Source organism: Pseudomonas sp. ITEM 17296, assembly GCF_028895205.1.
In the GTDB taxonomy this organism is placed as follows: Bacteria; Pseudomonadota; Gammaproteobacteria; order Pseudomonadales; family Pseudomonadaceae; genus Aquipseudomonas; species Aquipseudomonas kermanshahensis.
In genome coordinates this window covers 588908-603985 of the sequence record NZ_WJRS01000001.1, presented here as the reverse complement: position 1 = coordinate 603985, position 15078 = coordinate 588908, and the positions used below count along the sequence as shown (strand labels likewise).

Here is a 15078-nt window from a genome sequence, read left to right as displayed (position 1 = left end):
CTTTATTTCAAGAATGTTTCAAACCACCCTCCCCCGCCCGCTGATCACCCGAGGAACACGCCGTGCGACTGCAGGAATACGCAGCGCCATCAACACGGCACCAATGCCGGCATAGATAACCCACTCGCGCAGATCTGAGCGCACGATCCACAGGAAATGCAGCAGCCCCAGGCCGAGAATCACATACACCAGCTTATGCAGCTTCTTCCACCGCGCACCCAGCCGGCGCTGGCTATACCGATTCGAGGTTACCGCCAGCGCCAACAACCCGAGGAAGCCAAGCGCCCCCACAATAATGTAGGGCCGCTTACGCAGCTCGACAGCGAACTGCCCCCAGTCCAGCCCCAGAATAAAGAAGAGGTAACAAAGGATGTGCAGCACGATGTAGGCAAAACACCACAACCCCAGTTGGCGGCGCACGACGATCCAGCCCGACCACCCTGTCAGCCGCTGCAGCGGCGTCATGCTCAAGGTCACCAGCAGGTACGTCAGCGCGCCCAACCCCAGCCGGTCCATCAGGATCTTCCCTGGGTCCGGCCCCAGCAGGTTCATCGCAGCCTCATACAACCACCAGAGTGGCAGCACACACCCCACTATAAAGATGGCCAGGCGCAACCAGGGATAGCGCATCAATAGTTCTTCCGCAGGTCGAGGCCGGCATACAGCGAAGCCACCTCGTCGGCGTAGCCGTTGAACATTTGCGTTGGCCGTACGTTGGGGCTGAACAGGCCACTTGGCAGGCGCCGCTCACGCGCTTGGGTCCAGCGCGGGTGATCGACCTCGGGGTTCACGTTGGCATAGAAGCCATACTCATCTGGCGCCAGCCCCTCCCAGGTCGTTTGCGGGCGCTCGGCCACCAGGCTGATCCGCACGATCGACTTGATGCTCTTGAACCCGTACTTCCATGGCACCACCAAGCGCAACGGCGCGCCATTCTGGTTGGCCAGCTCGCGGCCATACATACCCACCGCCAGAATCGCCAACGGGTGCATGGCCTCATCCAGGCGCAGCCCTTCTCTATAGGGCCAGTCGATCAAGGCGAAGCCTGAGCGTTGCCCTGGCATATGCTGTGGATCTTTGAGTGTTTCGAAGCGTACGTAGCGCGCGTTGGATGTCGGTTCCACTTGCTTGAGTACTTGCGCCAGCGGGAAGCCAAGCCAGGGGATGACCATCGACCACGCTTCGACACAGCGCAACCGGTAGATGCGCTCTTCGAGCTGATAAGGTTTGACGAAGTCTTCCAGGGCATAGCGCCCGGGCTTGCCGACCTCGCCATCGATCACCACAGACCAAGGCTCGGTCTGCAAGCTGTCGCCATTGGCAGCCGGGTCACCCTTGTCGGGCCCGAACTCATAGAAGTTGTTGTAGTGGGTCGCGTCCTTGAAGGGGGTAATCGCCTCATCCTTGACCGTTACCGCCTGCCACCGCGTCGCCGCAAGCTTGTCACTGAACCAGGCGGGTGCAGCGCCCGCCTCGACATCGGCGTAGCGACTGACCTCGGCGGCATGCCCCAGGCTCGGTAGCGCGCCCAGGGCAAGGCCCGCCAGCGAGCCACCGAGCACGGTGCGACGAGAAAGATAGAGACCTTCGGGCGTGATCTCCGACGCCTTGCACTCGGATGACCTGGGAAGCTTGATGAGCATGGACGGCTCCATAGCACTGGATAACGGATGTACCAGTAAGACTATGGAGCCGGAGGGTTATTCCATCATTAAATCATTGTCACGACTTGCGACGGCGAGACCGCAGCAAGAACTGGATCGGCCCCGAAGCCGCGTAGGCAAGGAAGATCAGCAGCAGGATGCGGGGCGGGTCGCTGAATACCACCGCGAACACCAGGACCACCGCCAGGATGGCCACGAACGGCACACGCCCTTTGAGGTCGAGTTCCTTGAAGCTGTTGTACTTGATGTTGCTGACCATCAACATGCCAGCCGCCGCTACCAGCAGCGCCACCAGGAACGACAGCTTGGAGCCCTGGATACCGTAGTCACTGAAGGCCCATACGGTGCCTGCGACCACACCTGCAGCCGCCGGGCTTGCCAGGCCGATGAAGTAACGCTTGTCGGCGGTGCCCACCTGGGTATTGAAACGCGCCAGGCGCAAAGCAGCGCCAGCCACATAGATGAAGGCAACCATCCAGCCGACCTTGCCCATGTCACCCAACGCCCAGCCAAAGGCCAGCAACGCCGGGGCAACACCAAAGGCGACCATGTCCGACAGCGAGTCGTACTCGGCCCCGAAGGCGCTTTGGGTATTGGTCATGCGAGCCACACGGCCATCCAGGCCGTCGAGCACCATGGCGACGAAGATGGCGATGGCGGCAAAGGCGAAGTACTTGCTTGCCTCGCGCGGGTCGCCAGCACTCAACGCGCTCTGCGCGCTCATCGAGTTGATGATGGAGTAGAAGCCGGCGAACAGGTTGGCGGTGGTGAACAGGTTAGGAAGCAGATAGATGCCGCGATGCCGGACCTTGCGCCCTTCGGCGTCATGGCCCTCTTCAATGTGCTCATCGACAGGTAGCAGGCTTTCGGCGTCGGAGGGCTTGTTCGGCTCTTCGGGACGTTCGCTCATGTAGGGTACCTTGCAACAGGGTGGAATATGTTCGACACGGGCCTGCGAAACAGGTTCTGACGGCAGGCCACTGGTCTGCTTTATACCAGATGCCGGCTGCCTAAACGAAAAAACGCGGCCGAAGCCGCGTTTTTCATGTTGCAAGAAACTTAGTTCTTGGCTTTGTCGACGATCTTGTTCGCCGAGATCCAAGGCATCATCGAACGCAGTTGCTCGCCGATGATTTCGATGCCGTGGGCAGCGTTGTTACGACGCTTGGCGGTCATCGATGGGTAGTTGGTAGCACCTTCGGAGATGAACATCTTCGCGTACTCGCCGTCCTGGATGCGCTTCAGAGCGTTGCGCATGGCCTTGCGGGATTCTTCGTTGATGACTTCTGGGCCGGTGACGTACTCACCGTACTCGGCGTTGTTGGAGATCGAGTAGTTCATGTTGGCGATACCGCCTTCGTACATGAGGTCAACGATCAACTTCAGCTCGTGCAGGCACTCGAAGTAGGCCATTTCTGGCGCGTAGCCCGCTTCAACCAGGGTTTCGAAACCGGCTTTGACCAGCTCGACGGTACCGCCGCACAGAACAGCCTGCTCGCCGAACAGGTCGGTTTCAGTCTCGTCCTTGAAGGTGGTTTCGATGATGCCGGTACGGCCGCCACCCACGCCTGCGGCGTAGGACAGCGCAACGTTCTTGGCGTTGCCCGAAGCGTCCTGGTAGATAGCGATCAGGTCAGGGATGCCGCCGCCTTTGACGAACTCGGAGCGCACGGTGTGGCCCGGGGCTTTCGGCGCGATCATGATCACGTCGAGGTCGGCACGTGGCACGACTTGGTTGTAGTGGATCGAGAAGCCGTGAGAGAAGGCCAGGGTTGCGCCTTTCTTGATGTTCGGCTCGATCTCGTTCTTGTACAGAGCGCCTTGGAACTCGTCCGGAGTCAGGATCATGACCAGGTCGGCAGCAGCGACAGCGGTAGCCACGTCGGCCACTTTCAGGCCGTGGGCTTCTGCCTTGGCAACGGTGGCCGAGCCTTTACGCAGACCGACGGTAACGTCTACACCGGAGTCTTTCAGGTTGCACGCCTGGGCGTGGCCTTGAGAACCGTAACCGATGATGGCGACTTTCTTACCCTGGATGATGGAAAGGTCGCAGTCTTTATCGTAGAAAACTTTCATGAAAATACCCCTGGTTATATCTCGGCCCCTGCGGAGCCATCGCTAATTTTTGAATTTAGATGCTGAGCACTTTGTCGCCACGGGCAATGCCGGTGACGCCACTGCGCACGGTTTCGAGAATCGATGCGGTGCCGATGGCCTGGATGAAGCTGTCCAGTTTGTCGCTGGTGCCGCTCAGTTGCACGGTGTACACACTGGCGGTCACATCGACGATCTGGCCACGGAAAATGTCCGTGGTGCGCTTGATCTCGGCCCGCTGGGCTCCGGTGGCCTTGACCTTGACCAGCATCAGTTCACGCTCGATGTGAGCACTTTCCGACAGGTCGACAAGCTTTACCACTTCGACAAGCTTGTTCAGGTTCTTGGTGATCTGTTCGATCACTTCGTCATGGCCAACGGTGGTCAGCGTCAGACGCGACAAGGTCGGGTCTTCGGTCGGCGCCACGGTCAGGCTTTCAATGTTGTAGTTACGCTGGGAGAACAGGCCAACGACGCGAGACAAGGCACCGGGTTCGTTTTCCAGCAGCAAGGAAATGATGTGCCGCATATCAGGTACGCTCCGTCTTGCTCAGCCACATGTCACGCATCGAGCCATCCTTGATCTGCATCGGATAGACGTGCTCGGTACGGTCAACCGCGATGTCGATGAACACCAGACGGTCTTTCATCGCGAATGCCTCTTCCAGCTTCGGCTTGAGGTCTTTCAGGCTGGTGATGCGGATACCCACATGACCATAGGCCTCGGCCAGCTTGATGAAGTCAGGCAGCGACTCGACATAGGAGTGCGAGTGACGGCCGTTGTACGCCATGTCCTGCCACTGGCGGACCATGCCCAGCACGCCGTTGTTCAGGTTGACGATTTTCACCGGCAGGCCGTACTGCATGCAGGTGGACAGTTCCTGGATGTTCATCTGGATACTGCCTTCGCCGGTCACGCACGCCACGTCCTGGTCCGGGAAGTTGAGCTTGACGCCCATCGCCGCCGGGAAACCGAAGCCCATGGTGCCCAGGCCACCGGAGTTGATCCAGCGGTTCGGCTTGTTGAAGCGATAGTACTGCGCCGCGAACATCTGGTGCTGGCCCACGTCGGAGGTAACAAAGGCATCGCCTTTGGTCACTTCGCACAGGGTTTCGATCACGGTCTGCGGCTTGATGACGCTGCCATCACCCTTGTTGTAAGGGAACAGGTCGCCGTCGCCACGCCATTCATCGATCTGCTTCCACCAGGCTTCTGCGGCGGCCTTGTCAGGCTGCTCGCCGATTTCCTTGAGGATGCCGAGCATCTCGGTCAAGACGCTGTCGACTGGGCCAACGATAGGCACGTCGGCCTTGATCATCTTGGAAATCGACGCCGGGTCGATGTCGATGTGGATGATCTTGGCATTCGGGCAGAACTTGGCCGGGCCGTTGACCACACGGTCATCGAAACGCGCACCGACGGCAAAGATGACGTCAGCATTGTGCATGGCCATGTTGGCCGTGAAGCTGCCGTGCATGCCGAGCATGCCGAGGAACTGACGGTCAGTACCCGGGAAGCCACCCAGACCCATGAGGGTGTTGGTAACCGGCAGGTTCAGCGACTTGGCGATTTCGGTCAGGGCTTCGGAGCCGCCACCCAGAATCACGCCGCCGCCGGCGTAAACGATCGGGCGCTTGGCAGCCAGCAGCATCTCGGCGGCCTTGCGGATCTGGCCGGAGTGGCCACGGACCGCCGGGCTGTAGGAGCGCAGCTTGACCTTCTTCGGGTAGACGTATTCGAACTTCTCGGCCGGGTTGGTCATATCTTTTGGAATGTCGACCACGACCGGGCCAGGACGGCCGGATTGCGCCAGGTAGAAGGCTTTTTTCAGAACTTCTGGGATCTCGGTGGCGTTTTTGATCATGAAGCTGTGCTTCACGATCGGCCGCGAGATGCCAATCATGTCGGTTTCCTGGAAGGCATCGGTACCCACCATGGTGCTAGGCACCTGGCCGGACAGAATGACCATCGGAATCGAATCCATGTAGGCGGTGGCAATGCCGGTAATGGCATTGGTCGCACCCGGGCCGGAGGTTACCAGCACCACACCGGCCTTGCCGGTGGCACGGGCGTAGCCGTCCGCCATATGGGTTGCAGCCTGTTCGTGACGAACCAGGATGTGTTCGACTTCCGGTTCCTTGAACAGGGCATCGTAAACATGAAGAAGAGCACCGCCAGGGTACCCGTAGATGTGCTTAACGCCTTCGTCACGCAAGAAGCGGACGACCATCTCAGCGCCAGATAAAAGCTCCACGTTGTTCACCTCTAAAACGCCAGAATACCGTCCCTAGTGGACGGGTCTTAATAGGTTTACTGCCAAGCAGAGCATGAGCGAACGTCAGCACTGACTGAGCAAGTATTGGGAGCGCCCCAGAGTGTTGCGGGGTTTTCCCACCCAGCGCGAGGTAACGCGTTGCGGGGTGTAACAGGTCGGCGCGGGTGTGCGCCTCATGATCTGCTTAGCGGGTCTGCTTCTGGCAGTCCCTCTACAGCGGAAGTTGGATTCTTGTGATTTGGCGGCTACAAGTCAAGAAAAATTATTGCCAATTTTTCCTCAAGATGAATTCCTGCCACCACTAAAAAGGATAGCAGCAGCAGAATTAAGAAGATTTCCATAAAAAAGGGCCACAATCTGCGGCCCTTGAAGGAAAAAGAGAAGAAATCAGGCTCCAGAAGCGATCAATTGATCGAACTCTGCTAGCAGGCGCCGTAGCTCGCGACTCTGCTCCGGGCGATCGGTGAACACCGTTTCAGCCATCACCAGGATGCCCGAGGCACTGGGCAGCGGGTGGCCGAGCTCGATGATGATCTTCATGCGGGGCAGGAAGATCCATTGCAGCCACTGCTCCAGGGTCATCGTATCGACCGCAAAGGGCACGGTGCTCTCCAGCGCTTCATCGCTGGGCGGCTCATCGTCCCACCAGCCTTGCACCTTCAACTCGCGCTCGATCAGCAGCAGGTGGTCGGCGATGTCCAGAATGCGTTGCTCGATCATCAGGAATTCACTCGGGCCTTCTGCCGCGCCAGCGCCGCACCGGCACTGTCACCTTGTTTTTCACGGCACTGGGCAATGGTGTTCCACAGTTCGGCCTGCAGGTCGGGGCGGCCATTGGCGTAGGTCAGGGCGCGGCGAGCCAACTGCTCGGCCTGCGCTGCATCGCCCTGGGACAAACGCACCTGGGCCAGCCGGAACAGCACCTGCGGCTCGCGCGGGGCGATACGTTGGGCACGCTCCAGGCTAGACGAGGCACCGTTGAAATCACCACTGACCTGCTGTTGCTGGGCAGTGGTCAACAGCGCCAGTACAGGCCCATCCAGCTGCTCGTCGGCCGACAAGCCGCCAGATGCGCCACCGCTGCGCGGGATGCCGGTCGGCGCACTGCTAGCTTTTGGCGTGCTGTTCATCGAGGCGATATCGAACGGCTCGTCGGCGATCGGGTTCGGGTTGGTGGTCATCGGCCCGGTCGAGATCGGGCCCGGGGTAATCGGCGCGGTGCTGATCGGCGCCGCCCCATTACCGGCCGGGAACGTCTGGATGCTCGAGGCACCGGCGCCCTGCGGGATCATCACCGTCACGCCCGAATCCTCAGGCAGCGACTGCGCTTGTGAGGTGCCGCTGTTCATGCCAGCCGCCGAGCGGTTGGCCGTTACGCGTTCACTGTTGGACACGCGGGTGCTCGAGTCGACCACCGGGATATTGCCACGCTGGACGCTGGAGCAACCCTGGAGCACAACCAACGCCGTCAAGGCAGGAAACAGCCACTTATTCACTTCACACCTCATCAATGCAGCTTGTGCTTAATTCATCCAGCCTTTGACCCAGTCCATGACCGATTCTGCCGGATTCTGCTCACCGCCACAGGCTGCGCCGGCGGGCGGTTCGCTTCCGCGAATATACGGCATCTGTACGGCTCCCGGACAGCTACCGTCAGAGCCTTGGCCGCTGTACGGGTCGATCCAGGCTTGCACGACGTTGTCCGGTTGCGGCATGTCCAGCGGCAGCGGGTCGGCCTTCTTCATGAAGCTGGTCCAGACCTGCAGGGCGCCGGTGGCACCGGTGAACGGCGTCTTGCCGTTATCGTCGCGGCCCATCCACACCACGGCCAGCAGGTCCTGGCTAAAGCCGGAGAACCAGCTGTCGCGCGAGTCGTTACTGGTACCGGTCTTGCCGGCCAGGGTCAGCGAACGCGGCAGCACGTTGTACACCGAACGGCCGGTACCTTCGCGCATCACCCGCTGCATGGCGTTCTGCACCAGGTAGATGGACCCTGGGTCGAAGGTCTGCTGGATCTGGAACGGGTAGCGCTTGAGCGGCTCACCCTCGGCCGTCAACACGCTGCGGATACCGCGCATCGGCGTGTTGAAGCCACCATTGGCAATGGTCTGGTACATGGTCGCGACCTGCATCGGCGACATGCCACCTGCCCCCAGCAGCATCGCCGGGAAGGCTGGCCAGTCGACATTCACCCCCAGCCGACCGATGGTCTTGATCACGTTGGGCACACCCACTTCCAGGCCGAGCTTGGCGGTCGACAGGTTGTAGGAGTTGGCCAGGCCTTGATACAGGTAAATGGTGCCATGCGGACGACGGTCGTAGTTTTGCGGGCGCCAGATCTGGCCGTTGGCGCCTTTGACCGAGAACGGCTCGTCCTGCACCCAGCTGGTCAGGGTGTACTTGCTCGGCTGTTCCAGCGCGGTCAGGTACACCGCCGGCTTGACCAGCGAGCCAATCGGCCGCACCGCGTCGATGGCCCGGTTGAAGCCGGCAAAGCCCGACTGGCGGCTGCCGATCAGCGCTTGCACCTCGCCGGTTTCCGGGTTGGTCACGACCATCGCCGACTCGACCTCGTCAGCGCCCTTGCGCCCGGCCAGGCGCTTGAACGTCTCGTTCATGGAGGTTTCGGCCTTCATCTGCAGGATCGGGTCGAAACTGGTGAAGATGCGCAGGCCTTCTTCGGTCAAGTCTTCGTCGCGGTAGTCTTGGCGCAACTGGCGTTTGACCAAGTCGAGGAAGGCTGGGAACGAGCTGTCCGCCAGGCTGCCGCGCTTGGTCACACCCAATGGCATCTTCTTCGCCGCCTCGATCACGTCCTTGCTCGCCACGCCCTGCTCGGCCAGCAGGTCGAGCACCAGGTTACGGCGGGCCAGGGCGCGGTCAGGATAACGCCGCGGGTTGTAGTAGGACGGCCCCTTGACCATGCCCACCAGCAAGGCGATCTGGTGCAGCTTGAGCTCCGACAGCGGCTGGCTGAAGAAGAACTGGCTGGCCAGGCCGAAGCCATGCACCGCGCGTTGGCCGTCCTGGCCGACGAACACCTCGTTGAGGTAGGCCTCGAGGATTTCACGCTTGTCGTAATGCAGCTCCAGCAGCACAGCCATCATGGCCTCGGTCAGCTTGCGGCTGAGGCTCCGTTCGCTGGTGAGGTAGAAGTTCTTCACCAACTGCTGGGTCAGGGTACTGCCGCCTTGGCGCATGGAGCCGGCCGAGGTGTTCACCCACACGGCACGGGCGATGGACTTGGGCGACACGCCAAAGTGGCTATAGAAGTCGCGGTCTTCGGTCGCGACCAGGGTCTCGAGCAGGTACGGTGGCACCTGATCGATCTTGATCAGGATCCGGTCCTCGAGGTTTTTCGGGTAGATACCGCCGATCATCAGCGGCTCCAGGCGCACCACGTCGAGCTTGCCGCCATTGGCACCGGCCAGCCCCGCCACGTAATCGCCAGAGAAGCGCACGCGGACGAACTGCGCGGGTTCCATCCCCTCGTAGAACTGGAAGCCACGGGTATTGAGGTCGACGGTATTACCGTTGACCGCGGCCGCACCCGGGCCGTTGGCCGCGCTTTCACGGCGATAGCCCAGGGCATCGAGTTCGGTGAGGAAGTCGTTCTTGCTCAGCTTCTGGCCGACGAACAGCTCCAGTGGCCGGGCGTATACCTTGGCCGGAATGGTCCAACGCTTGCCAGAGAACTTCTCTTGGACGACAGCATCGAGGTAAACCGCGAAGCCGGCGAGGATCACCAGGCCGACCAGGCTGAGCTTCAAAGCCCAGCCCAGCCAGGCGCGAGAGCGGCCGGTCGGGCGTTTCTGAGGGGTACGAGCGTTTCGAGTTCGAGTCATGGCGGCGGATTATACGCACTTTGTAAAGGCTGGGCAGGCGCCCTCGGCGGTATGCAGGGACGGCACCATTGACCATAATGGCGCATTCGAATTCCCTGCCCCCGGAAGGATTTCCCGTGAGCCAAGCTCTTATCACTGCGTTGCAGAACCCAGCCCTCTACCCTCATCCCGTGGATGGGTTCCAACTCATCGAGACGCATATCTCCTGGGTCCTGCTCACTGGCGAGTACGCCTACAAGGTCAAGAAACCGATGAACTTCGGCTTCCTCGACTTCACCCAGCTGGATCAGCGCGAGCATTTCTGTAACGAAGAATTGCGCCTGAACCAGCGCCTGACCGACGGCCTGTACCTCGACGTGTTGCCGATCACCGGTAGCGCCGAAGCGCCACAAATCGGCGGTGAGGGTGTAGCAATCGAATACGCCCTGAAAATGCGCCAGTTCCCCCAGGGGCAGATGCTCAGCACCCTGCAAGCCAACGGCGAGCTCAACGCCGAGCACATCGACCAGATGGCCCGGCAGATCGCCGAATTCCATCTGCAGACCCCCAAGGTCCCGGCAGCGCAACCTTATGGCTCGCCTGAAAGCGTGATGGCCCCGGTCGAGCAGAACTTCGAGCAGATCCGTCCGTTCCTCAGCGACAAGGCCGACCTGCTGCAACTGGATAACCTCCAGGCATGGGCACGCAGCAGCTTCGAGCGCCTCAAAGGCCTGTTCGAAGCGCGCAAGGCCAACGGCTTCACCCGCGAATGCCACGGTGACATTCACCTGGGCAACGCCACCCTGATCGACGGCAAAGTGGTGATCTTCGACTGCATCGAGTTCAACGAGCCGTTCCGCATGACCGATGTCTGGGCCGATACCGGCTTCCTGGCCATGGACCTGGAAGACCGCGGCCTCAAGTGCCTGGCGCACCGCTTCGTCAGCCAGTACCTGGAGCTGACCGGCGACTACGAGGGCCTGGAAGTGCTCAACTTCTACAAGGCCTACCGCGCCCTGGTGCGCGCCAAGGTCGCCCTGTTCAGCATGCCCGCCAATGCCGATGGCGTGCAGCGCGCCACCACCCTGCGCACCTACCGCAACTATGCCAACCTGGCGGAAAGCTACAGCGCCATCCCTTCGCGTCTGCTGGCCATCACCCACGGCGTCTCGGCGGTGGGCAAGAGCCACGTGGCGATGCGCCTGGTCGAAGCCCTGGGCGCCGTGCGTGTGCGTTCGGACGTAGAGCGCAAGCGCCTGTTCGGCGAGCAGCAGGCAACGCTATCTGGGCAGCAAGATGCCGGCATCTATGACCAGGATGCCAGCGCCGCGACCTATCAGCGCCTGCACGACCTGGCCGGCACCATCCTGCGCGCCGGTTTCCCGGTGGTGCTCGATGCCACCTACCTGAAACATGCTCAACGCCAAGCGGCGGCAGAGGTCGCCAGCGCGACCGGCGTGCCGTTCCTGGTCCTCGACTGCCAAGCCCCGGAGGCGGTGATCGCCAGTTGGCTGGCGCAGCGCCAGGCGGAAAAAACCGACCCGTCGGACGCTACCCTAGAGGTGGTCAAGGCTCAGCAGGCCAGCCGTGAGCCGCTGGATGCCACAGAACTGCAGCACGCCACCCGTGTCGATACGCAGGAAAGCGCCAGCATGGACCAGGTGATCGACCAGATCCGCCAGCGCTTGCCGGGCCTGTAAGGTCAGCATTGCAGCTTATCGCCGGCAAGCCGGCTCCCACAGGAGTTCCACAGGCCTCAAGGGCAGTGGTGTCCCTGTGGGAGCAACTGTCTTGTGGTGCTTGTTCCGGCCTCATCGCTGGCAAGCCAGCTCCCACAGGTGCGGCGCTAGACTTGAAGGCTCATAGTTCGGGTGGGAGCTGGCTTGCCGGCGATAGGGCCGTAAAAGGCGGCTCCCCTCCCCAATCGTCGCACCCGATGGCAAAAGGCCGCGCATTTTCCAACCCCCGCTACACTCCTCTCTGACCTGCTCGCGATTTATCCCCCAACACCCGTTCAGCCATCGCAAGGAGGCTCGATGAACGATGAATTGCAGCATCTGAAGAATCTTGGCAAGACTTCTGCGCAGTGGTTGCATGCGGCCGGCATCCACAGCGCGTCGGATTTGCGCCGGCTCGGTGCGGTGGGTGCGTACCAAGCTGTGAAAACGCGAGGGTTCCGGGCCTCCAAAGTGCTGTTGTACGCCATTGAAGGCGCCTTGCTCGACATGCACTGGAACGATTTGCCCACCGAACGCAAGGAAGCGCTCAATCAACAGTTGGACGCGAAGAACCCTGCGCAAAAAAACGCGAAATAAACCGACGAAGGGGATTGACTCCGAAATGAGAATCGTTATGATTATCACAACTGGTCGCGAGACTGGTTGGATAAACTGAAAGCCCCTGGTTCGGACTCTCAGATTATCTCCTCATCAGGCTAATCACGGTTATTGACCCGGCTCTTTGCCGGGTCTTTTTTTGCCTGACGGTTTTGCACCGCGTGCGCGGTGACAACGCCGATACCCGTGACGTTACTTGCGCAGTTGAGCGCAGTAGTCCTGCTCCGGCATTGCCGCCGTGTACCACACATAATCGGCCATGCCCGCCTCGGCTTCCTCGCCGACCTCGGCCAACAACACGACCACGCTACGGCCCTGCGCGCCCAGGTCAGCCAAGTGCAACGGCACACCCAGGTCCTTGCGTACGTGGTATGCGCCAGCCAATAGCAGGGCTGGCTGCGGCGCCTTCAGCAACTGCTCTGCCATTTGCCGGTCGCGCTGCTGTTGAACGGCAAGCATGGCCGGCAACTGGCTTTCCGGCAGCAAGCCGCAGTGCCCGGCACGCACCTGTTCAAGCAACGCGGCCTTGACCCTAGGCGCATTGGACTGTGCGCCCGGTAACGAAGCCGGGTGCCGGTAGGCGTGGCGCATCTGCCCAGGTGAAAGGTTGGCGGCCAGCAGCGGGATGCCGTGCTGCAAGGCCTGCGTGACCAACGGGCCGTACATCTGCCAGTCCCAGCCTTCTTCCCACGCTAACGCCTTGGGCAAGTCCGCGGGCAACGGTGGCTGTGCTTCAAGTTTGTCGACCAGCGGCTGCTGCTCAGGCTGCAGCATCTCCATCAACAGGCTGCCCTGAGCGCGCCGGCCCTGCAGGGCCTGCAACAGCCACAGCTGCAGTGCGTGATGGTCGGGGTTGTCGTGCTTCTCCCCTACCAACACACGCGGGGCATCGGCCAGCTGCGTGACCAGTTGTTCCGGGCTGATGAGCTGCCCGCTGGCCAGATCCTTGATGTGCCCCAACTGCGCGTGTTCGCGCCCTTCAGTACTCTGCCAGCCCGGCAACGGCGGCAGGCTGGCCTGGCATCCGCCCAGGGCCAGCACCAGGCACAGCGATAAACCGGACAGCAGTGGATGGCGCATCGGCAATGCCTCCTAGCGAGTGATGATCAGCGGGTGGCCACGCTCCGGGTGAGCCTGTACCAGCACATCGATACCGAACACCGCCTTCAATGCCCCAGGCGTGAGCACTTCGTCGGGGGAGGCCAAGGCATGGCAGCGGCCCTGCTCAAGCAACAGGATACGGTCACAGTAGCGTGCCGCCAGGTTCAGGTCATGCAGGATCACCAGCACCGCAGCGCCTCGGTCGGCAAAGCGGCGCACCGCTTGCAGGGTCGTGTGCTGATGCAGTGGGTCGAGCATCGACGTCGGCTCATCAAGCAACAGCGTAGTCCCCTGCTCACCTGGCCACAGCTGGGCCAGCACACGCGCCAGGTGCACCCGCTGCCGCTCACCGCCCGACAGCGCCAGGTAGCTGCGCCCCTGCAGGTGCCAGGCGTCCGCTGCACGCAAGGCTGCTTCGACGATCTCGGCGTCGCGCACCTGGCCACTGCCATGCGGCATCCGCCCCATGCCCACCACTTCCTCGACCCTGAACGAGAAGCCCAGGCTGGACACTTGCGGCAACACCGCCAGGCGCCTGGCCCGCTCCTGCCCTGCCCAATCGGCCAACGGCCGGCCCTGCAAGGTCACATGCCCCTGGCCGGGCGCCAGCTCGCCACACAGCACCCCCAGCAAGCTGCTCTTGCCCGCGCCGTTGGGGCCGAGCACGCCCACCACCTGCCCCGGGGCCAATTGCAGGTGGATGTCGTGGAGTACCTCGTTGCTTCCCCGCCGCAGGTGCAGGCCCTCGACTTGCAACATCAGCTGCGCCCTCGCATCAGCAGAAACAGGAAAAACGGCGCACCGATAAACGCAGTGACAATGCCGATCGGCAGTTCGGCTGGCGCCAGCACCAGCCGTGCCGCCAGGTCGGCAAACAGCATCAGTACGCCGCCCGCCAACAGCGAGGCCGGCAACACCACACGGTGATCAGGCCCTGCCAGCAAGCGCACCAGGTGCGGCACCACCAGCCCGATGAAGCCGATCAGCCCCGCCGCCGCCACCGCCGCGCCGACACCCAGCGCGGTACAGAACACCAATTCGCGCTTGAGCCGCTCTACCTCGATACCCAGGTGCCGCGCCTCCGACTCCCCCAGCAGCAAGGCATTCAGCGCCCGCGCGCGCCGCGGCAACCACAGCGCCACGCCGGTAGCCACCATCAACAGCGGCCACAGCCGCTCGTAACTGGCACCGTTGAGGCTGCCCAGGTTCCAGAACGTCAGGGTGCGCAAGGTGGCGTCATCGGCCAGGTAGGAGAACAGCCCCACCGCCGCGCCGCCCAGCGCGGTCATGGCCACACCGGCCAGCAGCATCGTGGCGACATTGGTCTGGCCGTCGCGCCGCCCCAGGCGATAGACCAGCGCGGTCACCCCAAGCCCGCCGATGAAGGCGCACAGTGACAGCAGATAAGGCGCCAGCACCTCCGGCATTCCGCCAAACCAGCTGCCGCCGACAATGGCCACTGCAGCGCCCATTGCCGCCCCGGCGGCGACGCCTACCAGCCCTGGGTCGGCCAACGGGTTGCGGAACAGCCCCTGCATGGCCACGCCGGACAGCGCCAGCACCGCCCCCACCGCCAGCCCCAGCAAGGTGCGCGGCAGGCGAATCTGGCCGAGGATCATTTCCGCCTGCTGCAGGCCATCACCGGCGATCGGCAGCCCCAACAAGCGCAGCCCAGCGCGCAAGGTATCGAACAGCGGCAGGCTGACCGGCCCCAGGGCCAGGGACAGCCACACCGCCAACAGGCACAGCAAGCTCAGGCAGATGATCAATGTGCGTGGCTGAA

14 protein-coding genes are annotated in these 15078 nt (G+C 62.0%); 2 read left to right on the top strand and 12 right to left on the bottom strand.

Features of this window, described 5'->3' with window-relative positions:
* Window positions 1–18 precede the first annotated feature (18 nt).
* The 9 genes from msrQ to mrcB all read right to left on the bottom strand — a co-directional run bounded on the left by msrQ (window position 19) and on the right by mrcB (window position 9879).
* Window positions 19–630, bottom strand: a complete 612-nt coding sequence (gene msrQ / locus GIB19_RS02620; protein WP_274883336.1) for a protein-methionine-sulfoxide reductase heme-binding subunit MsrQ — start codon at window positions 628–630, stop codon at window positions 19–21.
* Window positions 630–1643, bottom strand: coding sequence for a protein-methionine-sulfoxide reductase catalytic subunit MsrP (gene msrP, locus GIB19_RS02615; protein ID WP_099430465.1), 1014 nt, complete (start codon window positions 1641–1643; stop codon window positions 630–632). Before msrP ends, msrQ begins: the two co-directional genes overlap by 1 nt.
* A gap of 79 nt (window positions 1644–1722) precedes the next feature.
* Window positions 1723–2574: a CDP-diacylglycerol--serine O-phosphatidyltransferase gene (gene pssA, locus GIB19_RS02610; protein WP_027594991.1), complete on the bottom strand. Its 852-nt coding sequence runs from the start codon at window positions 2572–2574 to the stop codon at window positions 1723–1725.
* A gap of 149 nt (window positions 2575–2723) precedes the next feature.
* Window positions 2724–3740: a ketol-acid reductoisomerase gene (gene ilvC, locus GIB19_RS02605; RefSeq protein ID WP_027594992.1), complete on the bottom strand. Its 1017-nt coding sequence runs from the start codon at window positions 3738–3740 to the stop codon at window positions 2724–2726.
* Between the two features lie 55 nt (window positions 3741–3795).
* A complete protein-coding gene (ilvN, locus tag GIB19_RS02600; protein ID WP_003250040.1) occupies window positions 3796–4287 on the bottom strand; it encodes an acetolactate synthase small subunit in 492 nt (163 codons plus the stop codon).
* A gap of 1 nt (window position 4288) precedes the next feature.
* The gene (locus GIB19_RS02595; protein WP_027594993.1) at window positions 4289–6013 is read right to left on the bottom strand and encodes an acetolactate synthase 3 large subunit; all 1725 of its coding nucleotides are present in this window, start codon (window positions 6011–6013) and stop codon (window positions 4289–4291) included.
* A 408-nt stretch (window positions 6014–6421) separates the two neighbouring features.
* A complete protein-coding gene (locus tag GIB19_RS02590; protein ID WP_027594994.1) occupies window positions 6422–6754 on the bottom strand; it encodes a YqcC family protein in 333 nt (110 codons plus the stop codon).
* Complete coding sequence (locus tag GIB19_RS02585) at window positions 6754–7542, bottom strand: tetratricopeptide repeat protein (protein WP_085274228.1); 789 nt, start codon at window positions 7540–7542, stop codon at window positions 6754–6756. Before GIB19_RS02585 ends, GIB19_RS02590 begins: the two co-directional genes overlap by 1 nt.
* 15 nt (window positions 7543–7557) lie before the next feature.
* Complete coding sequence (gene mrcB, locus GIB19_RS02580; RefSeq protein ID WP_027594996.1) at window positions 7558–9879, bottom strand: penicillin-binding protein 1B; 2322 nt, start codon at window positions 9877–9879, stop codon at window positions 7558–7560.
* Window positions 9880–9995: 116 nt separating this feature from the next.
* Between mrcB and GIB19_RS02575 the strand changes: the two genes are divergently transcribed.
* Complete coding sequence (locus GIB19_RS02575; protein WP_027594997.1) at window positions 9996–11558, top strand: bifunctional aminoglycoside phosphotransferase/ATP-binding protein; 1563 nt, start codon at window positions 9996–9998, stop codon at window positions 11556–11558.
* Window positions 11559–11894: 336 nt separating this feature from the next.
* Window positions 11895–12173, top strand: coding sequence for a TfoX/Sxy family protein (locus GIB19_RS02570; protein ID WP_027594998.1), 279 nt, complete (start codon window positions 11895–11897; stop codon window positions 12171–12173).
* Between the two features lie 213 nt (window positions 12174–12386).
* Here GIB19_RS02570 and GIB19_RS02565 read toward each other — a convergent pair whose 3' ends face one another.
* Genes GIB19_RS02565 through GIB19_RS02555 form a run of 3 tightly spaced genes read right to left on the bottom strand, consistent with a single transcriptional unit; the run spans window position 12387 to window position 15037 of the window.
* On the bottom strand, window positions 12387–13274 hold the full coding sequence (locus GIB19_RS02565) for a ChaN family lipoprotein (RefSeq protein ID WP_274883323.1): 888 nt from the start codon (window positions 13272–13274) through the stop codon (window positions 12387–12389).
* Window positions 13275–13286: 12 nt separating this feature from the next.
* A complete protein-coding gene (locus GIB19_RS02560; protein WP_099430469.1) occupies window positions 13287–14054 on the bottom strand; it encodes a heme ABC transporter ATP-binding protein in 768 nt (255 codons plus the stop codon).
* The gene (locus GIB19_RS02555) at window positions 14054–15037 is read right to left on the bottom strand and encodes a FecCD family ABC transporter permease (RefSeq protein WP_172960433.1); all 984 of its coding nucleotides are present in this window, start codon (window positions 15035–15037) and stop codon (window positions 14054–14056) included. The genes GIB19_RS02560 and GIB19_RS02555 overlap by 1 nt, the downstream gene beginning before the upstream one ends.
* Window positions 15038–15078: the final 41 nt, after the last annotated feature.

Coding starts and splice junctions, on each gene's coding strand:
- msrQ (WP_274883336.1), bottom strand. CDS start 630: ATGCGCTATCCCTGGTTGCGCCTGGCCATCTTTATAGTGGGGTGTGTG.
- msrP (WP_099430465.1), bottom strand. CDS start 1,643: ATGCTCATCAAGCTTCCCAGGTCATCCGAGTGCAAGGCGTCGGAGATC.
- pssA (WP_027594991.1), bottom strand. CDS start 2,574: ATGAGCGAACGTCCCGAAGAGCCGAACAAGCCCTCCGACGCCGAAAGC.
- ilvC (WP_027594992.1), bottom strand. CDS start 3,740: ATGAAAGTTTTCTACGATAAAGACTGCGACCTTTCCATCATCCAGGGT.
- ilvN (WP_003250040.1), bottom strand. CDS start 4,287: ATGCGGCACATCATTTCCTTGCTGCTGGAAAACGAACCCGGTGCCTTG.
- GIB19_RS02590 (WP_027594994.1), bottom strand. CDS start 6,754: ATGATCGAGCAACGCATTCTGGACATCGCCGACCACCTGCTGCTGATC.
- GIB19_RS02585 (WP_085274228.1), bottom strand. CDS start 7,542: ATGAGGTGTGAAGTGAATAAGTGGCTGTTTCCTGCCTTGACGGCGTTG.
- mrcB (WP_027594996.1), bottom strand. CDS start 9,879: ATGACTCGAACTCGAAACGCTCGTACCCCTCAGAAACGCCCGACCGGC.
- GIB19_RS02570 (WP_027594998.1), top strand. CDS start 11,895: ATGAACGATGAATTGCAGCATCTGAAGAATCTTGGCAAGACTTCTGCG.
- GIB19_RS02565 (WP_274883323.1), bottom strand. CDS start 13,274: ATGCGCCATCCACTGCTGTCCGGTTTATCGCTGTGCCTGGTGCTGGCC.
- GIB19_RS02560 (WP_099430469.1), bottom strand. CDS start 14,054: ATGTTGCAAGTCGAGGGCCTGCACCTGCGGCGGGGAAGCAACGAGGTA.